The sequence below is a fragment of the Geodermatophilus sabuli genome (genome assembly GCF_900215145.1).
Lineage (GTDB): Bacteria > Actinomycetota > Actinomycetes > Mycobacteriales > Geodermatophilaceae > Geodermatophilus > Geodermatophilus sabuli.
Genome location: NZ_OBDO01000013.1, coordinates 83,760 through 108,462 on the forward strand (window position 1 = coordinate 83,760; position 24,703 = coordinate 108,462).

27 protein-coding genes are annotated in these 24,703 nt (G+C 74.4%); 21 read left to right on the forward strand and 6 right to left on the reverse strand.

The annotated features are described in order from the left end of the window. Positions 1-78 precede the first annotated feature (78 nt). The 10 genes from rplS (at position 79) to whiG (ending at position 8,962) form a co-directional block, all read left to right on the forward strand. The gene (rplS, locus tag CRP39_RS23920) at positions 79-435 is read left to right on the forward strand and encodes a 50S ribosomal protein L19 (RefSeq protein ID WP_012949994.1); all 357 of its coding nucleotides are present in this window, start codon (positions 79-81) and stop codon (positions 433-435) included. A 66-nt stretch (positions 436-501) separates the two neighbouring features. Further along, entirely contained in the window at positions 502-1,482 is a 981-nt protein-coding gene (gene lepB, locus CRP39_RS23925) for a signal peptidase I (RefSeq protein WP_097208896.1), read from the forward strand. Between the two features lie 270 nt (positions 1,483-1,752). After that, entirely contained in the window at positions 1,753-2,466 is a 714-nt protein-coding gene (locus CRP39_RS23930; RefSeq protein ID WP_097208897.1) for a LuxR C-terminal-related transcriptional regulator, read from the forward strand. A gap of 214 nt (positions 2,467-2,680) precedes the next feature. Continuing rightward, positions 2,681-3,451, forward strand: a complete 771-nt coding sequence (locus tag CRP39_RS23935; RefSeq protein WP_097208898.1) for a ribonuclease HII — start codon at positions 2,681-2,683, stop codon at positions 3,449-3,451. Then, a complete protein-coding gene (locus tag CRP39_RS23940; protein WP_097208899.1) occupies positions 3,448-3,768 on the forward strand; it encodes a DUF2469 domain-containing protein in 321 nt (106 codons plus the stop codon). The genes CRP39_RS23935 and CRP39_RS23940 overlap by 4 nt, the downstream gene beginning before the upstream one ends. 121 nt (positions 3,769-3,889) lie before the next feature. Further along, a complete protein-coding gene (locus CRP39_RS23945; protein WP_097208900.1) occupies positions 3,890-4,249 on the forward strand; it encodes a YraN family protein in 360 nt (119 codons plus the stop codon). After that, the gene (locus CRP39_RS23950) at positions 4,246-5,766 is read left to right on the forward strand and encodes a YifB family Mg chelatase-like AAA ATPase (RefSeq protein WP_097208901.1); all 1,521 of its coding nucleotides are present in this window, start codon (positions 4,246-4,248) and stop codon (positions 5,764-5,766) included. Before CRP39_RS23945 ends, CRP39_RS23950 begins: the two co-directional genes overlap by 4 nt. Beyond that, entirely contained in the window at positions 5,763-7,019 is a 1,257-nt protein-coding gene (gene dprA / locus CRP39_RS23955; RefSeq protein ID WP_097208902.1) for a DNA-processing protein DprA, read from the forward strand. The genes CRP39_RS23950 and dprA overlap by 4 nt, the downstream gene beginning before the upstream one ends. 90 nt (positions 7,020-7,109) lie before the next feature. Next, positions 7,110-8,045, forward strand: a complete 936-nt coding sequence (locus CRP39_RS23960) for a tyrosine recombinase XerC (RefSeq protein ID WP_097208903.1) — start codon at positions 7,110-7,112, stop codon at positions 8,043-8,045. Positions 8,046-8,161: 116 nt separating this feature from the next. Beyond that, entirely contained in the window at positions 8,162-8,962 is an 801-nt protein-coding gene (gene whiG / locus CRP39_RS23965; protein ID WP_097208904.1) for an RNA polymerase sigma factor WhiG, read from the forward strand. Between the two features lie 9 nt (positions 8,963-8,971). Here whiG and CRP39_RS23970 read toward each other — a convergent pair whose 3' ends face one another. Then, the gene (locus CRP39_RS23970) at positions 8,972-9,379 is read right to left on the reverse strand and encodes a VOC family protein (protein ID WP_172442610.1); all 408 of its coding nucleotides are present in this window, start codon (positions 9,377-9,379) and stop codon (positions 8,972-8,974) included. Positions 9,380-9,544: 165 nt separating this feature from the next. Between CRP39_RS23970 and CRP39_RS23975 the strand changes: the two genes are divergently transcribed. Both CRP39_RS23975 and CRP39_RS23980 read left to right on the forward strand, forming a co-directional pair. Further along, on the forward strand, positions 9,545-10,801 hold the full coding sequence (locus CRP39_RS23975; protein WP_097208906.1) for an APC family permease: 1,257 nt from the start codon (positions 9,545-9,547) through the stop codon (positions 10,799-10,801). A 105-nt stretch (positions 10,802-10,906) separates the two neighbouring features. Next, a complete protein-coding gene (locus CRP39_RS23980; protein ID WP_097208907.1) occupies positions 10,907-11,311 on the forward strand; it encodes an Rv3488 family transcriptional regulator in 405 nt (134 codons plus the stop codon). On the opposite strand, the gene CRP39_RS23985 is transcribed toward CRP39_RS23980, so the two are convergent. Next, positions 11,221-11,745 (reverse strand): M23 family metallopeptidase, encoded by a 525-nt coding sequence (locus tag CRP39_RS23985; RefSeq protein ID WP_245854080.1) that lies wholly within the window; start codon positions 11,743-11,745, stop codon positions 11,221-11,223. The two genes, CRP39_RS23980 and CRP39_RS23985, sit on opposite strands and share 91 nt — an antisense overlap. 308 nt (positions 11,746-12,053) lie before the next feature. On the opposite strand from CRP39_RS23985, the gene rpsB reads away from it, so the two are divergent. The 5 genes from rpsB (at position 12,054) to CRP39_RS24010 (ending at position 16,704) form a co-directional block, all read left to right on the forward strand. After that, a complete protein-coding gene (gene rpsB, locus CRP39_RS23990) occupies positions 12,054-13,037 on the forward strand; it encodes a 30S ribosomal protein S2 (protein WP_097208909.1) in 984 nt (327 codons plus the stop codon). 141 nt (positions 13,038-13,178) lie between these two features. Next, complete coding sequence (gene tsf, locus CRP39_RS23995) at positions 13,179-13,994, forward strand: translation elongation factor Ts (RefSeq protein WP_097208910.1); 816 nt, start codon at positions 13,179-13,181, stop codon at positions 13,992-13,994. A gap of 185 nt (positions 13,995-14,179) precedes the next feature. Further along, entirely contained in the window at positions 14,180-14,959 is a 780-nt protein-coding gene (gene pyrH / locus CRP39_RS24000) for a UMP kinase (RefSeq protein ID WP_260180482.1), read from the forward strand. Positions 14,960-15,031: 72 nt separating this feature from the next. Then, the gene (gene frr / locus CRP39_RS24005; RefSeq protein WP_097208911.1) at positions 15,032-15,589 is read left to right on the forward strand and encodes a ribosome recycling factor; all 558 of its coding nucleotides are present in this window, start codon (positions 15,032-15,034) and stop codon (positions 15,587-15,589) included. A 23-nt stretch (positions 15,590-15,612) separates the two neighbouring features. Then, positions 15,613-16,704: a phosphatidate cytidylyltransferase gene (locus tag CRP39_RS24010; RefSeq protein WP_097208912.1), complete on the forward strand. Its 1,092-nt coding sequence runs from the start codon at positions 15,613-15,615 to the stop codon at positions 16,702-16,704. 7 nt (positions 16,705-16,711) lie between these two features. On the opposite strand, the gene CRP39_RS24015 is transcribed toward CRP39_RS24010, so the two are convergent. From CRP39_RS24015 to CRP39_RS24025, 3 genes are all read right to left on the reverse strand, one after another. Beyond that, the gene (locus CRP39_RS24015) at positions 16,712-17,818 is read right to left on the reverse strand and encodes a GNAT family N-acetyltransferase (protein ID WP_097208913.1); all 1,107 of its coding nucleotides are present in this window, start codon (positions 17,816-17,818) and stop codon (positions 16,712-16,714) included. Further along, positions 17,815-18,591 carry a polyphosphate kinase 2 family protein gene (locus CRP39_RS24020; protein WP_097208914.1) on the reverse strand — a complete coding sequence of 259 codons (777 nt, stop codon included), beginning with the start codon at positions 18,589-18,591 and terminating at the stop codon, positions 17,815-17,817. Before CRP39_RS24020 ends, CRP39_RS24015 begins: the two co-directional genes overlap by 4 nt. Before the next feature lie 92 nt (positions 18,592-18,683). Further along, positions 18,684-19,325 (reverse strand): TrmH family RNA methyltransferase, encoded by a 642-nt coding sequence (locus CRP39_RS24025; RefSeq protein WP_097208915.1) that lies wholly within the window; start codon positions 19,323-19,325, stop codon positions 18,684-18,686. Between the two features lie 33 nt (positions 19,326-19,358). Here CRP39_RS24025 and rlmN point away from each other — a divergent pair, with 33 nt between their 5' ends. Next, a complete protein-coding gene (rlmN, locus tag CRP39_RS24030) occupies positions 19,359-20,588 on the forward strand; it encodes a dual-specificity RNA methyltransferase RlmN (protein ID WP_097208916.1) in 1,230 nt (409 codons plus the stop codon). Further along, a complete protein-coding gene (locus CRP39_RS24035; RefSeq protein ID WP_097208917.1) occupies positions 20,585-21,307 on the forward strand; it encodes a VIT1/CCC1 transporter family protein in 723 nt (240 codons plus the stop codon). Before rlmN ends, CRP39_RS24035 begins: the two co-directional genes overlap by 4 nt. 71 nt (positions 21,308-21,378) lie before the next feature. Here CRP39_RS24035 and CRP39_RS24040 read toward each other — a convergent pair whose 3' ends face one another. Beyond that, the gene (locus tag CRP39_RS24040; protein WP_097208918.1) at positions 21,379-21,705 is read right to left on the reverse strand and encodes a DUF2631 domain-containing protein; all 327 of its coding nucleotides are present in this window, start codon (positions 21,703-21,705) and stop codon (positions 21,379-21,381) included. Positions 21,706-22,122: 417 nt separating this feature from the next. Between CRP39_RS24040 and dxr the strand changes: the two genes are divergently transcribed. Continuing rightward, a complete protein-coding gene (gene dxr / locus CRP39_RS24045) occupies positions 22,123-23,319 on the forward strand; it encodes a 1-deoxy-D-xylulose-5-phosphate reductoisomerase (RefSeq protein WP_097208919.1) in 1,197 nt (398 codons plus the stop codon). After that, positions 23,300-24,688 (forward strand): M50 family metallopeptidase, encoded by a 1,389-nt coding sequence (locus CRP39_RS24050; protein WP_245854081.1) that lies wholly within the window; start codon positions 23,300-23,302, stop codon positions 24,686-24,688. The genes dxr and CRP39_RS24050 overlap by 20 nt, the downstream gene beginning before the upstream one ends. Positions 24,689-24,703 lie beyond the last annotated feature (15 nt).

Below are 24,703 nucleotides of genomic sequence, written 5' to 3' on the forward strand. Positions count from 1 at the left end.
AGCTCCCCGGATCGGACAGCCGGGGCCGCTCGCTGTCCGCACCGTGAACGACGTAACCGCTAGGACAGGACTGCCGCGATGAACACCCTGGACGTACTCGACGCCGACTCGCTGCGCGACGACATCCCCGAGTTCCGCCCGGGCGACACCGTCAAGGTGCACGTGCGCGTCATCGAGGGCAACCGGTCGCGCATCCAGGTCTTCCAGGGTGTGGTCATCCGCCGTCAGGGCGGGGGCATCCGCGAGACCTTCACCGTCCGCAAGGTCAGCTTCGGCGTCGGCGTGGAGCGGACCTTCCCGGTGCACACCCCGGTCGTCGAGAAGATCGAGGTCCTCACCCGCGGTGACGTGCGCCGCGCGAAGCTGTACTACCTCCGCGAGCTGCGCGGCAAGGCCGCCAAGATCAAGGAGAAGCGCGAGACCGTCTCTCGCTGACACGCTCCGGGCCGGGCACCCCGGCCTGACCGCGGCGGGTCTCCCGCGGCCGTACGCTGGCTCCCGATGAGCAGTGACCGGCCCGGGAGGCCCGCCGACGTCGTTCCGGAGGGCGAGGAGCCCCGCGGGGCCGGAGGCGCCGAGGCGGCCGGTGAGGGCCGGCTCGCCGACGACACCCGGCCGGTCGGGCGGGTCTCCGGTCGGCTGCGGCGACGGGACCGCCCGCAGGAACCGAAGAAGGGCTCGCTGCTGCGCGAGCTGCCCGTGCTGCTGCTCGTGGCCTTCGTGCTCGCGCTGCTGGTGAAGACCTTCCTCGTGCAGGCCTTCTTCATCCCCTCGGGGTCGATGGAGCAGACGCTGCACGGGTGTCCCGGCTGCACCGGTGACCGGGTGCTGGTCAACAAGGTGCCCTACTGGTTCGGTGAGCCCGAGCCCGGCGACATCGTCGTCTTCGAGGGCCCCGACACCTGGTCGCCGGAGGTGGACGTCGCCGAGCCGAGCAACTGGCTCACCGGTGCGCTGCTGTGGCTGGGGCGGGCGGTCGGTGTGGCGCCGCCGAGCGAGGACGACTTCGTCAAGCGGGTGATCGCGACCGAGGGCCAGACCGTGCAGTGCTGCGACGCCGAGGGGCGGGTCACCGTCGACGGCGAGCCGCTCGACGAGCCCTACGTCTTCCAGGACTCCCCACCGGAGAGCCGGGCGTTCGGCCCGGTCACCGTGCCGGAGGGCCGGCTGTGGGTCATGGGGGACCACCGATCGGCGTCGGCGGACTCCCGCGTCCACGTCGGGGACCAGTACGCCGGCACCATCGGGGTGGACGACGTCATCGGCAAGGCCGCACTGATCGTCTGGCCCCTGGAGCGGTTCGACACCCTCGACTCACCCGACATCCAGGGCCTCGAGGCCGCGGCGTCCGCCGGGGGCCGTGTGGTGCCGGAGTCCGGGGCGGCCGCGCTGGCCGCTCCCTACGCGCTGGGTCTGGTCGGTGCGGTGCCCCTCACCGCCTGGCGACGACGTCGGCGGCCCCCTCGCGCCCGCCGCGACTGACCCCGCCCACACCCCCGAGACCCGCCCTCCCGAACCCGGGACGGCGGGTCTCGTCGTCCGCGGCGTCCGCTGAATGGCCAGCCGGAATGGCGTCGCCATGTCGACAAGCACTCATCGATTGCCTTTACCGGTGTTATCGGTGTGACGGAGACTGCGCCAAAAACGGCTCCCGAGATTCTGCGGAGAATTCTTCGAAAAGGGTTCAAGCAACGGTCTCACCCGTCCGATGGATGTGGTGAGAGTTCCCGAATGCGTGAAACGGAGTCAGTTGTGTCTGCACCCCTGGGTAGCACCGCCCGCGGCGTCGCCCGCGTGCTCATCCTCGCCGACGCCCCCGTCCTGCGCAGGGGCCTGGTGAGCATGATCAACGAGACCGCCGGCATGCAGTCGGTCGGTACGCCGGGCGAGCTGCGCCGGGCGCTGACCCTCTTCGAGACCGCCCGCCCCGACGCCGTCGTGGTCGAGCTGGGGCAGGGACGTGCCGCCACCCTCAACGCCTGCCGGGACCTGCGCCGCCGGAACCCGCGGGTGACGATCGTCGCCGTCGGCACCTCCGAGGACCCCGCCGTGGTGAACGAGGCGCTCGCCGCCGGCGTCCGCGGCTACCTCATGATCAACACCTCACCGACCCTGCTGGGCTGGGCGATCCTGGCCGCACGCGCCGGCCGCACCGTCGTCGACCCGCAGATCCGCCGCGTCGAGCCCTCCGCCACCCCGGCGGCCAAGCCGTTCACGCCGGAGGTGCCGCTCACCCGGCGCGAGTCCGACGTCCTCGACGAGCTGATCCAGGGCCAGTCCAACCGCCAGATCGGCCGCAACCTGTTCATCAGCGAGGACACCGTCAAGTCACACGTCAAGGCCATCCTGCGCAAGCTGGGTGCCCGGGACCGGGCGCACGCGGTGTCCCTGGTGCTCTCCTCGCGCAACGGCGGGTGCACCTGCGGCGTCCACAGCCTCGCGCCGGCCGCGCCCGCCGAGGTCTGATCCCCGACTCCGGGTCCTCGCCGGCGACGCCTGGCGCGGACACCCGGGAGGCCCGTCCGGACCGTCCGCCTCCTCGGCGGTCCGCCGGGCGCCGACCGGGCCGCCTCGCGGCCCGACCTCCACGGCCGGCCCCCTCTGACCCCGGGGGCCGGCCCGTGGCGTCTCCGAGGCAGCGCGCGGTCGTGTCGCTCCCGCGTCGTACTGTCGGACCGCGATGGTCCTGCGTCCCACCCCCGCCGCCCCCGGCGCGCACGTCCGGAGCGCCGCGCCGGTCGACGACCGCCCCGACGCCCTGTGGGTGATGGAGCGGTCGCTGCGCCGCCGTGGCTTCGCCTCCGTCGCCGGGGCGGACGAGGCCGGTCGCGGGGCCTGCGCCGGGCCGCTGGTCGCCGCCGCGTGCGTGCTCCCACCCGGACGCCGCGGGCGGGTGCCCGGCCTGGCCGACTCCAAGCTCCTCTCGCCGGCGACCCGCGACCGGGTCCACGACGAGATCCTCGACCGCGCCGTCGCGTGGTCCGTCGTCGTCATCCCGGTGGCCGACCTGGACGCCCGGGGCATGCACGTCACCAACATCGAGGCGCTGCGCCGGGCCGTGTGGAACCTCGACCCCGGCGCGGACTACGTGCTGACCGACGGCTTCCCCGTGCCCGGGCTGGCCCGACCGACGCTGGCGGTGTGGAAGGGCGACCGGGTGGCCGCCTGCATCGCGGCGGCGTCGGTGCTGGCGAAGGTCACCCGGGACCGGATCATGCTCGAGCTCCACGAGCGCTGGCCCGAGTACGACTTCGCCGGGCACAAGGGCTACATCACCGACGTGCACAGCGCCGCACTCGACCGTCACGGCCCCTGCCCGGAGCACAGGATGCGCTTCGTGAACGTGGCCCGGGCCAGGGCCGCACACGCCGAGCGGGCATCCCAGCTGACCGGCTCCGCCGCCATGGTCGATGATGGGCCCATGCGCCATGTGTCCGGAGAGCCACGATGAGCACCGAGGACCTGGAGAAGTACGAGACCGAGATGGAGCTGCAGCTCTATCGCGAGTATCGGGACATCGTCCGGCAGTTCACCTACGTGGTGGAGACCGAGCGGCGCTTCTACCTGGCCAACGCCGTCGACCTGCAGGTCCGGGAGGCCGGTGGTGAGGTGTACTTCGAGCTGAAGCTCTCCGACGCCTGGGTCTGGGACATGTACCGACCGGCCCGGTTCGTGCGCAACGTGCGGGTGCTGACGTTCAAGGACGTCAATGTCGAGGAGCTGGACAAGCCCGACCTCGAGCTGCCCGAGGGGCCCCGCCTCACCTGACACCCCTGCAGGCTGCCTGAACACGAGGCCGCGGGGCCGCCGCGCGTCCACAGGGCCGCGGGCTGTCCACAGACCGGCCGCGGCGCTGGAGGACGGCCTCCGCGCGCCGGACGGTCGGCGGGTGCGAACGACATCGGACCTCGGCGCCCACGGCGAGCGCATCGCCGCCGCCTTCCTGACCGACAAGGGCCTGCGGGTCCTCGACCGGAACTGGCGTTGCCGGGACGGCGAGCTCGACATCGTCGCCCGCGAGGGGGACGCGCTCGTCTTCTGCGAGGTGAAGACCCGCCGGGAGGTCGGGTTCGGTCACCCCGTGGAGGCGGTGGGGCCGGTCAAGCAGCGCCGGCTCCGGACCCTCGCCCAGCGCTGGCTGGCCGCGCACGACGAGCACGCGCGCGACCTGCGCTTCGACGTGGTCGGGGTGCTGGTCCGGCCCGAGGGCCCGGCGCTGGTCACGCACCTGCGGGCGGCCTTCTCATGACGCTGGCGCGCACGTGGTCGGTCGGCCTGGCCGGCGTGCACGGGGCCGTGGTCGAGGTGGAGGTCGACATGTCGGCCGGTGTCCCCGGGGTGGTCCTCGTCGGCCTGCCCGACGCCGTGGTGCGCCAGTCGGTCGACCGCGTGCGGGCGGCGGTGGTGAACACCGGCGGGCGGTGGCCGCTGCGCCGGATCACCATCGGCCTGTCCCCGGCGTCGATGCCCAAGCAGGGCAGCGGCTTCGACCTCGCCCTCGCCATGGCGGTGCTCGCCGCCGACGGCGCGGTGCCGGCGGAGGCGGTCGGCCGGCTGGTGCTGCTCGGCGAGCTCGGCCTGGACGGCTCGGTCCGCGCCGTCCGGGGCGTGCTGCCGGCCGTCCTCGCCGCAGCGAGGGCCGGGCACCGGACGGTCGTGGTGCCCACGGGCAACGCCGAGGAGGCCGCCCTGGTCGACGGCGTGGAGGTGCTCGCGGCCGGCACCCTCGCCGAGCTCGTCGCCCACGTGGGAGGCGTCGCCGCGCTGCCCCGCCACACCCGCCGTCCGCTCCCTCCGGCCGCGCCGGGGCCCGACCTCGGGGACGTCGTCGGCCAGACCGTCGGCCGCCGCGCGGTGGAGGTGGCGGCCGCCGGCGGGCACCACCTGTTCCTGACCGGACCGCCGGGCGCGGGGAAGACGATGCTCGCCGAGCGGCTCCCCGGACTGCTGCCGGAGCTGGACGAGCAGGCAGCCCTGGAGGTCACCGCCATCCACTCGGTGGCGGGCACACTGCCACCGGACGCGCCGCTGGTCACCCGGCCGACGTTCGAGGCGCCGCACCACTCGGCGACGATGGCGTCGCTGGTCGGGGGCGGTTCCGGGGTCATCCGGCCGGGAGCGCTGTGCCGGGCCCATCGCGGTGTCCTCTTCCTGGACGAGGCACCGGAGTTCCCGCGGGCCGTGCTGGACACGCTGCGCCAGCCGCTCGAGCGGGGCCAGGTCACCATCTCCCGGGCCAGCGGCGCGGCGACCTTCCCGTGCCGCACGCAGCTGGTGCTCGCCGCCAATCCCTGTCCCTGCGCGAGCGCCGCCGGTGACGCCGCCTGCACGTGCAGCGCCCTGGAGCGCCGGAGGTACCGGTCCCGTCTGTCGGGCCCGCTGCTGGACCGCATCGACCTGCGGGTCGACCTGCCGGCGGTCACCCGCGCGGCGTGGTTGGAGGCCGGTTCGGTGCCGGAGCCGACCGCCGTCGTGGCCGGGCGGGTGCACCAGGCGCGGGCGGCGGCCGCCGCCCGGCTGCACGGCACGGGCCTGACCCTGAACAGCCACGTGCCGGGCCGGCTGCTGCGCGACCGCTGGTCCCCACCGCGCCCGGCGCTGGCCCTGGTCGAGCGGGCGCTGGAACGCGGGGCGCTCTCGGTGCGCGGGTACGACCGGGTGCTGCGGGTGGCCTGGACCCTCGCCGACCTCGCCGGCCGGACGGTGCCCGGCGCGGACGACGTCGCCGAGGCCCTGGGCATGCGGCTGCAGCGGGTGGCGGCATGAGCGCCCTGCCCGAGCTGGACGAGGAGATGGAGCAGGGGCTCCTGGAGTCAGGCGGGACAGGCGGGGGCCCGACCCCGGCCGTGCGGCGGGCCCGGGCCTGGCTCAGCCGCGTGGCGGAGCCGGGGAGCATCCCCTTCTGGCGGTTCGTCGAGGACACCGGGCCGGTGGAGGCGGTGCGCCGGCTGCGCTCCGGGCGCGCGCCCGACGCCGTCCGGTCCCTCGGGGGTGCGCGGGTGGACCAGGACGCGACCGCGGCGGACCTGCTGCGGGCGCAGCGCTGCGGAGCCCGCCTCGTCGTCCCGGAGGACGACGAGTGGCCCGGCCTCCTGCTTCACGCGCTGACCGTGGCCACCAGCGAGGAGCCCGACGACGCTCGCCACCAGTCGCCGCGCACCACCGCCCCGGTCCCGCCGATGGCCCTGTGGGTCCGCGGGCAGGCCCGGCTCGACGAGCTGGTCGACCGGTCGGTGGCGATCGTCGGGTCGCGGGCCTCGACCGCCTACGGCGAGCACGTGGCTGGGGAGCTCGGGCACCAGCTGGGGGAGCGCGGGTGGACGGTCGTCTCCGGCGGCGCCTTCGGGGTCGACGCCGCGGCCCACCGGGGAGCCATGGCCGCCGGAGCGCCGACGATCGCGGTCCTCGCCTGCGGGATCGACCGGGTCTACCCGGCTGCGCACGGTGCCCTGTTCCACCGCATCACGGAGGACGGCCTGCTGGTCAGCGAGTGGCCGCCGGGCGCGGCTCCGCACAGACACCGCTTCCTGGTGCGCAACCGGCTCATCGCCGGGCTCACCCGAGGCACCGTCGTCGTCGAGGCGGCGGCCCGGTCCGGCGCCCAGGCGACCGCGCGGCGGGCCGACCGGCTCGGTCGGCCGGTGATGGTGGTGCCCGGGCCGGTCACCTCGGCGACGTCGGTGGGGTGCCACGAGCTGCTGCGGGACATCGAGCTGGGGGCGGTGCTGGTGGCCGATGCCGGCCACGTGATCGAGGCGGTGGGCCGGTTGGGGGAGGACCTCGCCGACCGGCCCCCGCGGCCGACCGACGCGCGCGACGGGCTGTCGGACGTGGCGGTCCGGGTGCTGGACGCCTGTCCGGTCCGCGCGGGCGTCAGCCCGGAACGGCTGGCCGCGGTCGCCGGCTGCGACGTCCTCGACGTCCTGAGGGTGCTGCCCGCACTGGAACTGGCCGACCTGGTGGAGTGGACCGGCACGGGCTGGCGGCTGGCCCGGCCGGAGCAGCGGGGCGCCCGGTGACGGACCGGGGGAGGAGGCGGAGCGGGGTGCCCGGACCGCGAGGCGGCGCGGCGGCTTGACCCCCGGCGGGCGGCGACGGACGGTTCCGGGGTGACCGCCCGGACCATCGACGCGCGTGCCGCCCTGCCGCCCGCGCTCGCCGAGGCCCTGGCCGGGTACGAGGACCACCTGTGCACGCAGCGGGACCTCTCCGAGCACACCATCCGCGGCTACGTCGGTGACGCTGTCTGGCTGCTGGACCACCTCGCCCGTCGCGGTGGCACCCGCGTCGACGACCTCGACCTCGCCACGCTGCGCAGCTGGCTGGCCCAGGGCCGCACCCGGGGGGCCGGCCGCGCCACGACCGCCCGGCGGGCGGCGGCCGCCCGGTCCTTCACCGGCTGGCTGCGCCGCGCCGGCCTGACCCCGGAGGACGTCGGCCTGCGGCTGGTCAGCCCCAAGGCCCGCCGGACGCTCCCCGACGTGCTGGCGCCCGACCAGGCGCGGACCGTCCTGGAGTCCGCCGAGGGCGCCGAGGAACCGGTCGGGTTGCGGGACGCCCTGGTGGTCGAGCTGCTCTACGCCAGCGGGATCCGGGTCAGCGAGCTGGTCGGGCTGGACGTCGACGACGTCGACCGCGGGCGCCGCCTGCTGCGGGTGCTGGGCAAGGGGCGCAAGGAGCGCAGCGTCCCCTACGGCGTCCCCGCCGAGCGTGCTCTCGACGCCTGGCTCACCCGCGGGCGCCCCGCCCTCGCCACCGCCGAGTCCGGCCCCGCCCTGCTCCTCGGCCGGCGCGGACGGCGGCTGGACCCCCGGGAGGCACGCCGCGTCGTGCACGCCGCCGTGGCCGCGTCCCCGGGCGCGCCCGACATCGGGCCGCACGGCCTGCGGCACTCCGCGGCCACCCACGTGCTCGAGGGCGGTGCGGACCTGCGCTCGGTGCAGGAGCTGCTGGGTCATGCCAGCCTCGCGACCACGCAGATCTACACGCACGTGACGGTCGAGCGCCTGCGTGCCGTCCACGCTCAGGCGCACCCGCGCGCCTGAGCGGAGTGCTCCCCGTGTCTGACACAGTTGTGGTGCGCTCGACCGAGTCGCCCCACACCGCAGTGCCCACCCCGAGGCCGCCGACGGCAGGCCTCCGACCAGTCGGGAGAGCGACCGTGCCCGAGGCCACCGTCCACCGGCGTGACGAGACCCACGGCGACGCCGCCGCAGCGCTGGCCGAGCTGTGGGCGGACTACGTCGCCGACCGCGACCCCGGGCTCCGGGACCGGCTGATCCTGCACTACGCGCCGCTGGTGAAGTACGTCGCCGGCCGCGTGGGCAGCGGCCTGCCCGCGCACGTCGAGCAGGCCGACCTCGTCTCCTACGGGACGTTCGGGCTCATCGACGCGATCACCCGGTACCAGCCGTCCCGCGAGGTGAAGTTCGAGAGCTACGCGATGTCGCGGATCCGTGGCGCGATCATCGACGAGCTGCGCAGCACCGACTGGATCCCGCGCTCGGTGCGGATGAAGGCCCGCCAGTTCGAGCGGACCGTCGCCACCCTCGAGAGCCGGCTGCGGCGCAGCCCGACCGACGAGGAGGTGGCCGCGGAGATGGACATGGACGTCGAGGACGTCCGCAAGTTCCTCGGCCAGCTCTCCCTGGTCAACGTCGTCGCCCTCGACGAGCTGCTCTCCGACGACGAGGGCGGCGCGCCCCGGCTGGTGGACACCCTGCAGGACACCAGCGCCCTGGACCCGCAGGCGATGGCCGAGCACGGGGAGGCCCGCCAGCTGCTGGCCCGCGCGGTCGAGCAGCTGCCCGAGCGCGAGAAGGTCGTCGTCAGCCTCTACTACTTCGAGGGCCTCACCCTCGCCGACATCGGCCGCGTGCTCGGCGTGACCGAGAGCCGGATCTGCCAGCTGCACACCAAGGCCGTCCTGCACCTGCGGACCAAGCTCGCCGACATCGCCTGACGGCACCGCTCAGGCCGTCAGGGGGGCGGCCTCCGGCCGGCGAGCCGCCTGGAACAGCTCGATCAGGTTCCCGTCGGGGTCGGCGAGCAGGACCTGGCGTCCGCCGGGTCCTGCGACCACGTCGCTGCGGAAGGTCAGGCTCTGGTCACGGAGCCGGGCCATCTCGGCGTCGAGGTCCCCGACGACGAGGTGGATGCGGTTGCGGCCCGCGGTCCCTGCATCGGCCGGGGTGGCGCGGGCGCCGGAGCTGGCCGGCCCGGAGAGCAGCAGCCGCAGCGGACCCCGGACCACGTCGGCGAAGGCCGGAGCCGCGCTCGTGTTCAGCCGGAAGCCCAGGTGGCTCGTGTAGAAGTCGATCGCTGCCTGCACGTCGGTGACGAGGTACCGGACGCTCGCGTACTCGTCGGATGCGGTCACGGCTCGTCCTCCTGTCGGTGAGTGGTGGTGTCGATGGCAGCAGTGTGGAGCGCCTCCTCGCGCCGCGACCCCGGTATCGTTGTCCGACATCGGGAACCGACATCGCCGCGCCGACCACCGTGTCGGTGGGGATGGCGGTGACGACCGTCGGTGAGGAGTTCCGCCGTGACCACTCCACCCGGCCTGCCCCGCCGACTGGGCACCGCGGATGCCGTCGTCATCGGTCTGGGGTCGATGCTCGGGGCCGGCGTGTTCACCGCGTTCGCCCCGGCGGCGGAGGCTGCCGGTGCCGGCCTGCTCATCGGACTGGTGGTCGCAGCGGTGGTGGCCTACTGCAACGCGACGGCGTCTGCGCAGTTGGCGGCGCAGTACCCCACCTCCGGGGGCACCTACGTCTACGGGCGGGAACGGCTCGGGGACTGGTGGGGCTTCCTCGCCGGCTGGGGGTTCGTGGTCGGCAAGACGGCGAGCTGTGCGGCGATGGCGCTCACCTTCGCCGCGTACACCGCCCCGGAGGCCTGGCGGCGGCCGGTGGCGGTGGCCGCGGTGATGGGCCTGACCGCGGTCGACCACCGGGGGGTGACCCGCACGGCGGGGCTGACCCGCATCGTGCTCACCGTCGTCCTGGCCGCGCTGGCGGTCGCGGTGACGGCGACGCTGCTCGGTGGTGGGGCCGACATCGACCGGGTGGCGACCTGGACGTCGCCGGACGGCGGTGCCCACGGGGTGCTGCAGTCGGCCGGCCTGCTCTTCTTCGCCTTCGCCGGCTATGCACGGATCGCCACGATGGGCGAGGAGGTCCGCGATCCCGCGCGGACCATCCCGCGCGCGATCTCGGTGGCTCTGGGCATCGTCGTCGTCGTCTACGGGATGGTGGCGGTGACGGTCCTGGCGGCGCTGGGCCCGGAGGGGGTCGCCGGCACGTCCCGGCCGCTCGTCGACGCCGTCGACGGGAGCGGTTGGGGGTGGGCCGCGCCGGTCGTCCGCGTCGGCGCGGCAGCGGCGGCCCTCGGCGCACTGCTCGCGCTCATCGCGGGCGTGGGGCGGACCGCCCTCGCGATGGGCCGCCAGGGGGACCTGCCGGGCTACCTGGCGGCGGTGCACCCCCGCTTCCACGTGCCGCACCGCGCCGGACTCGTCCTGGCCGCGGTCGTGTGCCTGCTGGTGCTGACCGTGGACCTGCGCGGCGCGATCGGCTTCTCCTCCTTCGGTGTGCTGCTCTACTACTGCGTCGCCAACGCGGCCGCGTTCACCCAGGACCGGGAACACCGTCGCTTCCCCCGGGTGCTGCAGGTCATCGGCGGGCTCGGTTGCGTGGTCCTGGTCGCCACCCTGCCGTGGCAGGCCGTGATCGCCGGCGTCACCGTCTTCGCCGTGGGCATCGTCCACCGCGCCACGCGGTTGCGCCTCGCCGCCAGGTGACCTCGCCGGGAGCTCGCGCCGCCCCACCACTGCGTGCCCGCGCCGTCCTAGGCTCGCGGAACCGACATCGGCGTCGTCACTCCACGGCGGGGACAGGAGACGGGCGTGCGCGAGTTCCAGCGGGGTGTGATCCGGGTGCACGTCCTCCACCACGCCGAGGAGGAGGAGATCCACGGCGCCTGGATGACCGAGGAGCTGGCGCGCCACGGCTACCGCATCAGCCCCGGCACGCTCTACCCGACCCTGCACCGGCTGGAGGCCGACGGGCTGCTCACCTCTCGGCAGGTGGTCGTCGACGGCCGGACCCGACGGCTGTACCGCGCCACCGACGCCGGCCGCGCCGCCCTGGCCGAGGACCGGGCCGCCCTGGCCGAGCTGGCCCGCGAGGTGCTCGGGCCGCACCGGTCGCAGTGGCCACGTCACGGGTCGACCCCGGCTGACGACGCCGCTGCGCCCATCGGCAACAGCCGCACCTCCGGCGGGCGCAGCAGCGACAGCGGGTCGAGGTAGGTCTCGCCGCGCCGCAGCCCCCAGTGCAGACACGCGGCGGCCGGGCACCCGGCGTGCCCCTCGGCCAGCGCGCCGATGGGGGAGCCCCGCGGCACGGCCTGACCCGCGCCCACGCCCGGCGTGACCGGCTCGTAGGTGGTGCGCAGGCCCCCGGCGTGGTCGACGCTGACCACCGGCCGGCCGGCCACCGTGCCCGCGAAGGCGACGACGCCGTCGCCGGCGGCCAGCACCGGCACGCCGGGGGAGCCGGCCAGGTCCACGCCGCGGTGGCCGGAGCCGTAGCGGTCCGGCGGCGGGTCGAACGGCCGCGTCACCGCTCCCTCGACCGGCCGCACCCACAGGTGCGCGGGAGCTCGCGGTACCGGCTCGGCGAGAGCGGCCGCCGGGGCCAGCAGCCAGGCGGTGACCAGGAGGACGACGGTCAGGACGCGCACGGGGGCGACCCTGCCGCGGACCGGGGCGGCAACGGGCCGGGATCGCCGGGCTGTGGACAGGCCCGGCGGCTGGGGAGGGCCACCGCGGACGGGGCGTATGCTGCTCGGTGCGACCCGTCTCGTGCGGGTCGACTTCGCGCGTCCTCATCCCCGTCGCCCGACGACGGGGCGGTCGCCACCTCGGTCCCCACGGTCCTCCCGCGGGGTGGTGTGGCGCCCGGACGCCAGGGCGGTGCACCACCCGGTGCCCGCGACAACCGAGGAGCGTGGCCGCCCGGCGGCCGCGCGCACACAGGAAGGCTGCGACCATGGCAGTCGTCAGCATGAAGCAGCTGCTCGACAGCGGCGTGCACTTCGGGCACCAGACCCGTCGCTGGAACCCGAAGATGAAGCGCTTCATCTTCACCGAGCGCAACGGCATCTACATCATCGACCTGCAGCAGACGCTCGGGTACATCGACAACGCCTACGAGTTCGTCAAGCAGACCGTCGCCCACGGCGGCTCGATCCTGTTCATCGGGACCAAGCGCCAGGCGCAGGAGGTCATCGCCGAGCAGGCACAGCGCGTCGGCATGCCCTACGTCAACCAGCGGTGGCTGGGCGGCATGCTCACCAACTTCCAGACCGTGCACAAGCGCCTCCAGCGGCTCAAGGAGCTCGAGGACATGGAGCAGACCGGCGTGCTGGTCAGCCTGTCCAAGAAGGAGCAGCTGGTCCTCAGCCGCGAGAAGGCCAAGCTCGAGCGCAGCCTGGGCGGTATCCGCGACATGCAGAAGGTGCCCAGCGCCGTCTGGATCGTGGACACCAAGAAGGAGCACATCGCCGTCGGTGAGGCCCGCAAGCTGGGCATCCCGGTCGTCGCGATCCTCGACACCAACTGCGACCCCGACGAGGTCGACTACAAGATCCCGGGCAACGACGACGCCATCCGCAGCGCCGCCCTGCTGACCCGTGTGATCGCCGACGCCGTCGCCGAGGGCCTCATGGCCCGCTCGGCCGCGCAGGCCAACGCCGGTCGTGAGGCCGGCGAGCAGCCGGCCATCGGCGGCGACGAGCCGCTGGCCGACTGGGAGCGCGAGCTGCTCACCGGTGGCGACGCCGCCGCGGCTCCGGCCACCGAGGCGCCGGCCACCGAGGCGCCGGCCACCGAGGCGCCGGCCGCCGAGGCCACCCCGCTCCCGGAGACCCCGGCCGAGCGGCCGCAGGTCGCCGCGACCGAGGTCGCCCCCGTCGAGGGCGTCCCCGCCACGGGCGACACCACCACCGGCACCCAGGGCGCCCAGAACGGCTGATCGCGCGGCGCCGTCCCCCGCGAGCAGCGGGGGACGGCGCCCCGGCACGTCCGGGCCCGGTCGCCCGGGTCCTCACCGACTCAGCACACCCCACCCCAGACACGCTCAGCACACCCCACCCCAGACACAGAGGGAAGTGACATGGCTGGCTTCACCGCTGCCGACGTCAAGCGTCTCCGCGACGCCACCGGCGCCGGGATGATGGACTGCAAGAAGGCCCTCACCGAGGCCGACGGCGACTACGAGAAGGCCGTCGAGCTGCTGCGCATCAAGGGCGCGAAGGACGTCGGCAAGCGCCTCGAGCGCTCGACGACCAACGGCGTCGTCGTCAACAAGGACGGCGCGCTGCTCGAGCTCGACTGCGAGACCGACTTCGTCGCCAAGAACGCCGACTTCGTCACGCTGGCCGAGCGGCTGCTCGACGTCGTCCTGGCGCAGAAGCCGGCCGACGTCGAGGCGCTGCTGGCCACCGAGGTCGACGGCCAGACCGTCGCCTCGCTGATCGAGGCCGAGTCGGCCCGCATCGGCGAGAAGCTCGTGATCTCCCGGTTCGCCGTCTTCGAGGGCACCACCGCCACCTACCTGCACAAGCGGGCCACCGACCTGCCGCCGGCCATCGGTGTCGCCGTGCAGTACAGCGGTGGCAGCGAGGACGCCGCGCGCAGCCTGGCGATGCACATCGCCGCCGCCCGCCCGCGGTACCTCACCCGTGACGAGGTCCCGGCGGAGGCCGTCGAGACCGAGCGTCGCGTGGCCGAGCAGACGGCGAAGGAGGAGGGCAAGCCCGAGCAGGCGATCGTGAAGATCGTCGAGGGCCGGGTCAACTCCTACTACAAGGACTTCGTCCTGCTCGAGCAGCCGTCGATCACCGAGCCCAAGCGCACGGTCAAGCAGATCGTCGACGAGGCCGGCCTGACGGTGGAGCGGTTCGTCCGCTTCGAGGTCGGCCAGGCCTGAGGAACGACCCCGCTGCCGGCCCCACCGCTCGCACGCTCGCGGCGGGACCACCACCGGCCCCGTCCCGCATCCCGGGACGGGGCCGGTGGTCTGTCCGGCGTCTGCCGTGGGTACCCGCCCGCGGGGATGTGTCGCGCACCGATGCGGCAGGATCAGGTGAACCGCCACCGAGCGAGGGATGGACCTTGACCGACACCACCACCGCCGCCGTGCCGCTGTCGGCACCCACCGCCTTCCAGCCGGCCGACCGGGCCGGGTACAAGCGGGTCCTGCTCAAGCTGTCGGGCGAGACGTTCGGCGGCGGGAGAGTGGGCGTCGACGCCGACATCGTCCGCGGGATCGCCACGCAGCTGGCCGAGGTCGTGGGCAAGGGCGCCCAGGTCGCCGTCGTCATGGGCGGGGGCAACTTCTTCCGTGGGGCCGAGTTGTCCCAGGCCGGCATGGACCGCACGAAGGCCGACTACATGGGCATGCTCGGCACGGTGATGAACTGCCTGGCCCTGCAGGACTTCTGCGAGAAGGCGGGTCTGGAGACCCGCGTGCAGTCGGCGATCACCATGGGCCAGGTCGCCGAGCCCTACATCCCGCGCAAGGCCATCCGGCACCTGGAGAAGGGCCGCCTGGTCATCTTCGGAGCAGGTGCCGGCATGCCGTACTTCTCCACCGACACGGTGGCCGCCCAGCGGGCCCTGGAGATCGAGTGCCAGGTGCTCCTCATGGGCAAGAACGGTGTGGACGGCGTCTACGACGACGACCCCCGCCACAACCCCGACGCCGTCATGTACGACGACCTGGACTACGCCACCGTGCTGGCCAAGCAGCTCAAGGTGGCCGACGCGACGGCGATCAGCCTCTGCATGGACAACCGGATGCCGATCGTGGTCTTCAACCTGCTGCGCGACGGCAACATCGCCCGCGCCGTGGCAGGTGAGAAGATCGGGACGCTGATCAGCGACCCGGCCTGACCCGGCGGGCGCACCCCGCAGACCCGCGACACCCGCGGCGGAGATCCTCCGCCGCCCCAGGAGGAGAGACCCGTGATCGACGACACCCTGCTCGACGCCGAGGAGCGGATGGACAAGGCCCTGTCGGTCGCGCGGGAGGACCTCGGCTCGGTGCGCACCGGGCGCGCCGCCCCCTCGATGTTCAACAAGATCCTGGTCGACTACTACGGCACCCCCACACCCGTGCCGCAGATGACGTCGATCACGGTGCCCGAGGCGCGCATGGCGGTCATCAAGCCCTACGACAACGGCCAGCTGTCGGCCATCGAGAAGGCCATCCGCGACAGCGACCTCGGGGTCAACCCGACCAACGACGGCCAGATCATCCGCGTGGTGTTCCCGCAGCTGACCGAGGAGCGCCGCCGGGACCTCGTGAAGATGGCCCGGTCCAAGGGCGAGGACGCCAAGGTCGCGATCCGCAACGTGCGGCGCCGGGCCAAGGAGGAGCTGGACCGCATCGCCAAGGACGGCGAGGCCGGCGAGGACGACGTGCGCCGCGCGGAGAAGGAGCTCGACGACCTCACCGCCAAGCACGTCCACGGCATCGACGAGGCGGTCAAGAACAAGGAGACGGAGCTGCTCGAGGTCTGAGCCGCACCGTCGCTCCACCACCCATGACACCCGATCCCGATACCGGGCCGATCCCGCTGGTCGGCCGGCAGCCCGCCCCGCCGTCGTCCCGGCGGGGCGCCGACGTGCGCACGGCCCGGCCGCCGGTGCCCGCGCCGCCCACCGCGGAGCCGGCGGACGACCCGGCCACCGTCGAGGCCCCGGCCGCTGTCGCGCCGGCGACCGGGGAGGCCCCGACCACCGGCGCACCGGCCACGGTCGAGGCGCCGGTGCCCACGTCGACCACCGAGTCGATCGGAGCGGTGCTCGTCCCCGGGGCGAGGAAGTCCGGTCGCGCCGGCCGCGACATGGTCGCGGCCATCGGTGTCGGCGTCGGCCTCGGCGCGGTCATCCTCGTCTCGCTGCTGGTCTACCGTCCGGCGTTCCTGCTGGTCCTCGGGGCGGCGATCCTCGTCGGGATCGTCGAGCTCGGCCGGGCCCTCGAGGCGGGCGGCGCCCGCGCCCCGCTGGCCCCGGTGCTGGTCGGCGCGGTGGCGATGCTGGGCCTGGCCTGGACCCGGGGCACCTCCGGCCTGGTCGTCGGCTTCCTGCTCACCGTGCTGGCGGTCCTGCTGTGGCGGCTCGGTGACGGCCCGGAGGGCTACCTGCGCGACGCCTCGGCCGGCGTCCTCGTGGCGGCGTACGTGCCGCTGCTGGCCGGCTTCGCCGTCCTGCTGCTCGTCCCCGACGACGGCGCGGCCCGGGTGCTGCTGTTCATCGCCACGGTCGTCGGCAACGACGTCGGGGGCTTCGCCGCGGGCGTCCTGTTCGGCAAGCACCCCATGGCGCCGTCGGTCAGCCCGAAGAAGTCGTGGGAGGGCATGGCCGGCTCGGTGCTGGCCTGTGTCCTCATCGCGACCCCGGTCGTCACCCTGGCCCTCGACGCGCCCTGGTGGGGTGGGGTGCTCTTCGGCGCCGCTCTCGCGGTCACCGCGACCATCGGCGACCTGGGGGAGTCCCTGATCAAGCGGGACCTCGGGATCAAGGACATGGGCAACCTGCTGCCCGGCCACGGCGGGATCATGGACCGGCTGGACTCACTGCTGCCCTCGGCGGCCGTCGCGTACCTGCTGCTGGCCTGGGTCGCCCCGGTCTGAGCGCAGGTCAGCGGGTGGCGACGACCTCCCAGACCGACCCGACCACCCGGAAGCCGCGGCAGGCGTACCAGTGCCGCGGCCAGTCCTCCGCGTCCGCCTCCAGCACCACCAGGTCGCAACCGGCCCCGGCGGCCAGGGAGACCAGCCGCGCCAGGACGGCGTCGGCGTGCCCGCGGCCGCGGGCGGCCGGTTCGGTCATCATCGCCTCCACGGCCGCCGTGGCGCCGTCGACCCGGAGCTGACCCGCGGCGACCGGACGCCCCGCCGCGCGGACGGCCACGTCGTGGACGGCGACCACGGTGCCGGTGCGGTGTTCCCGGCCGATCAGCTGGGCCACCACCTCGTCGAGTTCGGGCAGGGGCGGCAGCCCGCGGCGCCAGGAGCGGTCCCACAGCGCGTGCAGCGCCCGCTGGTCGACCACCTCCGCCGCGTCCCCACCGGGCAGCGGCGCCGCCTCGCGGGCCATCACGACCAGTTCGGTGGCCTCCCAGCCGTCCGCGGCCAGCTCGGCGGCGACCGGTCCCGCGCCGGGCCAGCGCAGCGCGGCCGCGGCCACCGGCCAGTCCAGCTCGGCGGCCACGGCGGCCGTCGTCCGGGCGACGGTGGCGGCGTCGACCTGGGTGGTGAGCACGACCGTGTTGTCGTCGCGGGAGTGGGAGAACCGCGGGTCGGCGACCGCCACGCCACCGGGCACGTCCCGGACCTCGGCGGCCCGCCGCACCTGCAGCGACGTCTGCAGCGCCTGCGCCCGGCCGAACGCGTCGTCCGGCGCCGGGAGGACCGGTGGGACGGGCGGCCGCCACGGCACCACCGCGACGACGGCGGACGTGGGCAGTGGGCCGTACAGGTGGGGGAAGCGCAGGTCCGGCGGGTCTTCCGCGGTGCCCGGCTCCCACCGCACCGGGGCCTCCAGCCGGGCGGGGTCGACGACGAGCAGCACGAGGTCGCGACGTCCCGGGAACAGCCGGCCGGCCGGCCGGTGCACGTGCTCGGGAGCGGAGAGGTGCACGAAGCCGGCGTCGGCCAGCGACGGCGGCCGCAGCGCGCCCTCGGTGAGCGCGGCACGCCAGGCGGCCGGCTCCACCAGGTGCACCAGCACCGGCGGCGTCGTCATGCGGCGGCCCCGGGGAGGGGCGGGTCGGGGTCGATGCCGGCCGCGGCGAGGGCCGCCTCGACCTCGTCGCAGACGGTGCGCACGACCTGCACGCGCGCCGACCGCTTGTCGTCGCCGGCGACCACGTGCCAGCGCCCGCCCTCGTGATCGGTGCGGTCGAGCATCTCCTCGACGGCGGCCTCGTAGGCGTCCCGCTTCTCGCGGTTGCGCCAGTCCTCGTCGGTGAGCTTCCACGCGCGGTAGGGGTCCTGGCGTCGGGACTCGAAGCGGCGCAGCTGCTCGTCGGGGGAGACGTGCATCCAGAACTTGACGATGATCATCCCCTCGGCGGCGAGGGTGGTCTCCAGGTCGACGATCTCGGCGTAGGCCCGTTGCCAGGCGTCCTCGGGGGCGAAGCCCTCAACCCGCTCGACGAGCACCCGGCCGTACCAGGTGCGGTCGAGGACGGCCATGCCTCCCCACCCGGGCAGGACCGGCCAGAACCGCCACAGGAAGTGGTGCCGCTTCTCGTCGTGGGTGGGCGCGGCGAACTGGGCGACCCGCACGTGCCGCGGGTCGATCTCCTCGACCAGCCGCTTGATCGCCCCGCCCTTGCCGGAGGCGTCCCAGCCCTCGAACAGCACGCACAGCGGGGGACCGAGCTCGCCGGTGCCGAGCTGCCCGCCGAGGAGCAGACGCAGGTGCACCAGTCGCCGCTGCGCCGCGGCGAGCTGCTTCGTGGCGTCGGACTTGGACAGGCGCGCGTCGAGGTCGATCTCGGACAGACGGCTCATGACGGGAGAGGGTGGCATGACCCAGGCCGGTGTGCGCGGATGAGCAGCACCGATACCCGGAACTGCTCACCGGCGCCCGGCGTCGCCCGACCTCACATCCCGTGCTGGCGGATCCACGCGTGCATGGCGATGCCGGCGGCCACCCCGGCGTTGATCGACCGGGTGGAGCCGAACTGGGCGATCGAGAGGACCCCGTCGGCGGCCTCCCGCGCCTCGTCGGTGAGCCCGCTGCCCTCCTGGCCGAAGACCAGCACGCAGGCGCGAGGGAGGGGCTCGGTCTCCAGTGGCCGGGCGCCGGGCAGGTTGTCGACGGCGAGCAGCGGCAGCCCCTCGGACCGCGCCCAGGCGACCAGCGTGCCGACGTCGGGGTGGTGACGCACGTGCTGGTAGCGGTCGGTGACCATCGCGCCGCGCCGGTTCCAGCGCCGGCGCCCCACCACGTGGACGGCGGAGGCCAGGAACGCGTTGGCGGTGCGCACGACCGTGCCGATGTTGAGGTCGTGCCGCCAGTTCTCGATGGCGACGTGGAACGGGTGCCGGCGGGCGTCGAGGTCGGCGACGATGGCCTCGACGGTCCAGTACCGGTACCGGTCGACGACGTTGCGGCGGTCGCCGGCTGCCAGCAGCTCGGGGTCGTAGCGGGGGTCCTCGGGCCACGTCCCCTCCCACGGGCCGACGCCCACGGTGTCGAGCACGGGCTCGGGGAGGGTGAGATCCCTCTCGGCGTCCGTCACCCGCCGGAGGCTAGTGGGAGCATGGGAGGCGCCATGACTGCCCTGCCCCTGGTCTTCGACGCCCCCCGCCGGGGCAAGCCCCCGCGCCACCTGGCCGACCTCACCCGCGAGGAGGCCCGTGCTGTGGTGGCCGAGCTCGGCCAGCCGGCGTTCCGCGCCGACCAGCTCGCCCGGCACTTCTACCGCGGCGTCACCGACCCGGCGCGGATGACCGACCTGCCGGCCGCCGTCCGCGAGGCGCTGACCGGCGCGCTGCTCCCCGGTCTGCTGACGCCGGTGCGGCACCAGTCCGCCGACGGCGGGCGCACCCGCAAGACGCTGTGGCGGCTGCACGACGGCGCGCTGGTCGAGAGCGTGCTCATGCGCTACCCGGACCGCGCCACGGTGTGCATCTCCAGTCAGGCCGGCTGCGGCATGGCCTGCCCCTTCTGCGCGACCGGGCAGAGCGGCCTGACCCGCAACCTGTCGGCCGCGGAGATCATCGGCCAGGCGGTCGCGGCCGCGGCGGCGATGGCGGACGGGGAGATCCCCGGCGGGCCCGGGCGGCTGTCCAACGTCGTCTTCATGGGCATGGGTGAGCCGCTGGCGAACTACGCGCGCGTCCGCAAGACCCTCGACGCCCTGGTGACACCGACCCCGCACGGGCTGGGTCTGTCCCAGCGGTCGATCACCGTGTCCACGGTCGGCGTGGTCCCGGCGATCCGGCGGCTCACCGACGAGGGCCTCAACGTCACGCTCGCGGTCAGCCTGCACGCGCCCGACGACGAGCTGCGCGACACCCTCGTGCCGATCAACACCCGCTGGAAGGTCGCCGAGGTCGTCGCCGCCGCCGACGCGTACGCCGAGCGCACCGGGCGCCGCTACTCGGTGGAGTACGCCCTCATCCGCGACGTCAACGACCAGCCGGGGCGGGCCGACCTGCTCGGCCGGCTGCTGGCCGGGCGCCGGGCGCACGTCAACCTCATCCCGCTCAACCCGACGCCGGGCAGCCCCTGGGACGCCAGCCCGCTGCCGGCCCAGCGGGAGTTCGTGGCGCGGCTGCGCGCAGGCGGGGTGCCGACGACGGTCCGCGACACCCGCGGTCAGGACATCGACGGCGCCTGCGGTCAGCTGGCCGCGGCCGACCTGGGGCCGCGTCCCGAGGCTCGCCCCGAGCGTGCGAGGGCTGAGGAGGACGGGGTGCTCCTGGGCGTCCCGAGCGTGGCCGTGCCGACGCCGTCCCTCGAGCCGTCGGTGGAGCTGGGCGCCGAGGCGGAGGAGTGAGCGCCGCCGGCGAGTCGCCGGCGGCGGAGGCGCACGAGCACACCCACGCCGACGTCTCCGGTGGGTGGCTGCGGGCCGCCGTCTTCGGGGCCATGGACGGGCTGGTCACCAACACCGCGCTGGTGGCCGGCGTGGGTGGCGGTGGCGCCGCACCGCGGGCGATCGTCCTGTCCGGTGTGGCCAGCCTGGTCGCCGGCGCGATCTCGATGGCGCTGGGCGAGTACACCTCGGTGAAGACGCAGAACGAGCAGCTCGACCTCGAGGTGGCCAAGGAGCGCCGGGAGCTGGAGCGCAACCCGCACGGCGAGCTGGCCGAGCTGGTCGAGATGCTGCGCGTCCGAGGGGTGGACGACGAGCTGGCCCCGGTGGTGGCCCGGCAGCTGTCCCGCGACCCGGACACCGCGCTGCGGCTGCACGTCGTCGCCGAGCTGGGGCTCAACCCCGAGGACAAGCCGTCGCCGGTGACCGCGGCGGTGTCGTCGTTCCTGACGTTCGCCACGGGCGCGGTGGTCCCGCTGCTGCCGTACCTGTTCGGCGCCTCGCTGCTGTGGGTGGCGCTGCTGTGCGGCGGGGTGGGGCTGGCCGCCGCGGGTGCGGTGTCGTCGCGGTTCACGCCGCGGTCCTGGTGGTCGGCCGCGCTGCGGCAGCTGCTGTTCGGCGGGATGGCGGCGGGCATCACCTACCTGATCGGGTTGGCGATCGGCGTCAGCGTCACCTGACACACCGCGACACACGTGCGACGAGGCCCGTCCCCTGAGGGGGAGCGGGCCTCGTCACGGTCAGCGGGTGGTCACTGGCTGCGCCAGGCGTTCTTCCGCCGGAAGTAGTCGTAGACCTTCAGCAGGATCATCAGCGCGATGATGGCGCCGAGCCAGAAGTCCTCGACGCGGCCTTCGTGGTTGCCGACCCAGTAGGCGGCCATGAAGAGGATCGCGATCCAGGAGGCGATCCGGCCGGCCCGGCCGGTCTCGCCGTGCCAGCCCCATTCCTCCGGGCGCTCGTGCTCCACGGGATGGGCGTCGGCACGGACGACGGCCTCCTCGCGACCGGGCTGGTTGACCCGTTCGGTCGCGGGGTGGTCCGTCGCGATCCGCTCGCGGTGGGTCTGCTCGCTCACGCGCTCTCCTCGCTGGCGCTCGACGTCCGCGTTCGCGGCGCGGCTGTGTCCGCGGGCTCACTCGCACGCGTGCCCGCGGACCCATTCTGGCAGGAGCCCGGGGAGGGCACCGCCCGAGGTGGGACGGCGCGCCGCTGGGGAGCTGCGGGCATCGGGGAGGATGGCCCCGTGAGCGGACAGGCGCGTGAGCATCGCAGGGAGCGCCAGCGACCGAGGAGCGGAGCGCGCCGCGGGAGCGAACGGGGGGCACGGTGAGCGAACAGGCGCGTGAGCATCGCAGGGAGCGCCAGCGACCGAGGAGCGGAGCGCGCCGCGGGAGCGAACGGGGGGCACGGTGAGCGGACAGGCGCGTGAGCATCGCAGGGAGCGCCAGCGACCGAGGAGCGGAGCGCGCCGCGGGAGCGAACGGAGGGCACGGTGAGCGACCTGCGCGAGGTGACGGTGCTCGGGTCCACCGGCTCGATCGGCAGGCAGGCGATCGCGGTGGCCGAGCAGAACCCCGACCGGCTGCGGATCACCGCCCTGGCCGCGGGGGGCGGCGACATCGGGCTGCTGGCCGAGCAGGCGCTGTCCCTCGGTGTCCGGACCGTCGCCGTGGCCCGGGCCACCGCGGCGCAGGACCTCCAGCTGGCGTTCTACGCGGCCGCGTCGAAGCGCGGCTGGGCGCAGGGCGAGTACGCCCTGCCGGAGATCCTCGCCGGCCCCCGAGCGGCCGAGGAGCTGGCCACCCGCCCCGCCGACGTCGTCCTCAACGGCATCACCGGCTCGATCGGGCTGGGGCCCACGCTGGCCGCGCTCGGTGCCGGGCGCACCGTCGCCCTGGCGAACAAGGAGTCGCTGGTGGCCGGCGGTGACCTGGTCACCGCGGCGGCCGCGCCCGGGCAGCTGGTGCCGGTCGACTCCGAGCACTCGGCGCTGGCCCAGTGCCTGCGCGGCGGCGCCGGGGGCGAGGTGGCCCGGCTGGTGCTCACCGCCAGCGGCGGGCCCTTCCGCGGCCGCAGCGCCGACGAGCTGGCCGACGTCACCGTCGAGCAGGCGCTGGCCCACCCCACCTGGGCCATGGGGCCGGTGGTGACGATCAACTCCGCCACCCTGGTCAACAAGGGGCTGGAACTCATCGAGGCGCATCTGCTCTTCGGCGTGCCGTACGCCGACATCGACGTCGTGGTGCACCCGCAGTCGATCGTGCACTCGATGGTCACCTTCACCGACGGTGCCACCATCGCCCAGGCCAGCCCGCCGGACATGCGGCTGCCGATCGCCCTGGCGCTCGCCTGGCCCGACCGGCTGCCGCACGTCCAGCCGGCGCTGGACTGGTCCACGGCGAGCACGTGGGAGTTCGTGCCGCTGGACTCCGAGGCGTTCCCCGCCGTCCGGCTGGCGCGATCCGCCGGCGAGACCGGGGGTGTGGCACCGGCGGTGTTCAACGCCGCCAACGAGGAGGCGGTGGCCGCGTTCGTGGCGGGTCGGCTGCCGTTCCGGGGCATCGTCGACCTCGTCGCGCGTACCCTCGACGACGCGCCGGACCTCGGCGCCCCCACCTGCGTCGAGGACGTCCTGGCGGCGGAGAAGTGGGCCCGGGAGCACGCCCGGGGTGTCATCGCCGGAGGCTGAGCTGAGCGGGATCCTCCTGACCGTCCTCGGGATCGTCGCCTTCGCGGTCGGCCTGCTGTTCTCCATCGGCTTCCACGAGGCCGGCCACTTCTACTGGGCCCGGAAGTACGGCATGCGGGTCCCCCAGTTCATGGTCGGCTTCGGGCCGACGGTGTGGTCGCGCACCAAGGGGGAGACCGAGTACGGCATCAAGGCCGTGCCGCTGGGTGGCTACATCCGCATCGTCGGCATGATCCCGCCGGCCGAGGAGGGCGAGAGCAAGCGCGCCACCCGGATGCGCAGCTTCATCGCCGAGGTCCGCGGGCAGGCGCTCAACGACGTCCGGCCCAGCGACGCCGGGCGGGTGTTCTACGCCAAGCCCTGGTGGCAGCGCGTCATCGTGATGTTCGCCGGTCCATTCCACAACCTGGTGCTGGCGGTCCTCTTCTTCGCGATCACGCTGACCGCCGTCGGCACCAGCGTCTTCACCACCACGGTGCGGGACGTGCCCGCGTGCGTGCTGCCGGCCGGGGCCGCCAGCGCCACCGCCGAGGAGCCGTGCTCGGTGCCGATCACGGCCGACGGCCAGCTGTGCGAGGCCGGCGCGGCCGGCTGCGGTCTCCCGCAGCAGAGCCCCGCCGCGGCCGCCGGGCTGCGCCCCGGCGACACGATCGTGGCCATCGGCGGGACGCCGGTGGACCGCACCGCGTACGACAGCTGGACGGCGGTGCAGGAGGCGATCCGCACCAGCCCCGGGGAACCGCTGTCGCTGACCATCGAGCGCGACGGGCAGCAGCGGGACCTCACCGTCACGCCCATCGCCAACACCGTGTACGTCGAGGCCGGCAGCGACGAGACCACCACCGCCGGCTACCTGGGCGTCGCCCCGACGCCAGAGCTGGCCCGCCAGTCGCTGGCCGACCTGCCCGGCTACTTCGGGATGGTCGTCGCGAACTCCGTCGAGCGCCTGGTCGAGATCCCCGAGAAGGTCCCGCAGCTGTTCCGTGCTGCGTTCCTCGGTGAGGAGCGGGACGAGAACGGGCCGATCGGGGTGGTCGGCGTCGGCCGCATCTCCGGCGAGGTGTTCGCCATCCCGGAGTTCACCGGCGCGCAGAAGGTCAGCTTCTTCCTGAGCCTGCTGGCCAGCGTCAACCTGGTGCTGTTCCTGTTCAACCTGCTGCCGATCTACCCGCTCGACGGCGGGCACGTCGCCGGGGCGCTGTACGAGAAGGCGCGCGCGGTCGTCGCCCGGCTGCGCGGGCGTCCCGACCCGGGGCCGTTCGACATCGCCCGGCTGATGCCGGTGGCCTACGTCGTCGCCGGGTTGTTCATCGTGCTGTCCGGGTTGTTGCTCGTCGCCGACATCGTCAACCCGATCACGCTGCAGTAGCCGCGGTCGCCGCCG

Coding starts and splice junctions, on each gene's coding strand:
- CRP39_RS24015 (WP_097208913.1), bottom strand. CDS start 17,818: ATGACGACGCCGCCGGTGCTGGTGCACCTGGTGGAGCCGGCCGCCTGG.
- CRP39_RS23940 (WP_097208899.1), top strand. CDS start 3,448: ATGAGCACCGAGGACCTGGAGAAGTACGAGACCGAGATGGAGCTGCAG.
- CRP39_RS23935 (WP_097208898.1), top strand. CDS start 2,681: ATGGTCCTGCGTCCCACCCCCGCCGCCCCCGGCGCGCACGTCCGGAGC.
- CRP39_RS24010 (WP_097208912.1), top strand. CDS start 15,613: ATGACACCCGATCCCGATACCGGGCCGATCCCGCTGGTCGGCCGGCAG.
- rlmN (WP_097208916.1), top strand. CDS start 19,359: ATGACTGCCCTGCCCCTGGTCTTCGACGCCCCCCGCCGGGGCAAGCCC.
- tsf (WP_097208910.1), top strand. CDS start 13,179: ATGGCTGGCTTCACCGCTGCCGACGTCAAGCGTCTCCGCGACGCCACC.
- rplS (WP_012949994.1), top strand. CDS start 79: ATGAACACCCTGGACGTACTCGACGCCGACTCGCTGCGCGACGACATC.
- CRP39_RS23950 (WP_097208901.1), top strand. CDS start 4,246: ATGACGCTGGCGCGCACGTGGTCGGTCGGCCTGGCCGGCGTGCACGGG.
- CRP39_RS24020 (WP_097208914.1), bottom strand. CDS start 18,591: ATGAGCCGTCTGTCCGAGATCGACCTCGACGCGCGCCTGTCCAAGTCC.
- dprA (WP_097208902.1), top strand. CDS start 5,763: ATGAGCGCCCTGCCCGAGCTGGACGAGGAGATGGAGCAGGGGCTCCTG.
- lepB (WP_097208896.1), top strand. CDS start 502: ATGAGCAGTGACCGGCCCGGGAGGCCCGCCGACGTCGTTCCGGAGGGC.
- rpsB (WP_097208909.1), top strand. CDS start 12,054: ATGGCAGTCGTCAGCATGAAGCAGCTGCTCGACAGCGGCGTGCACTTC.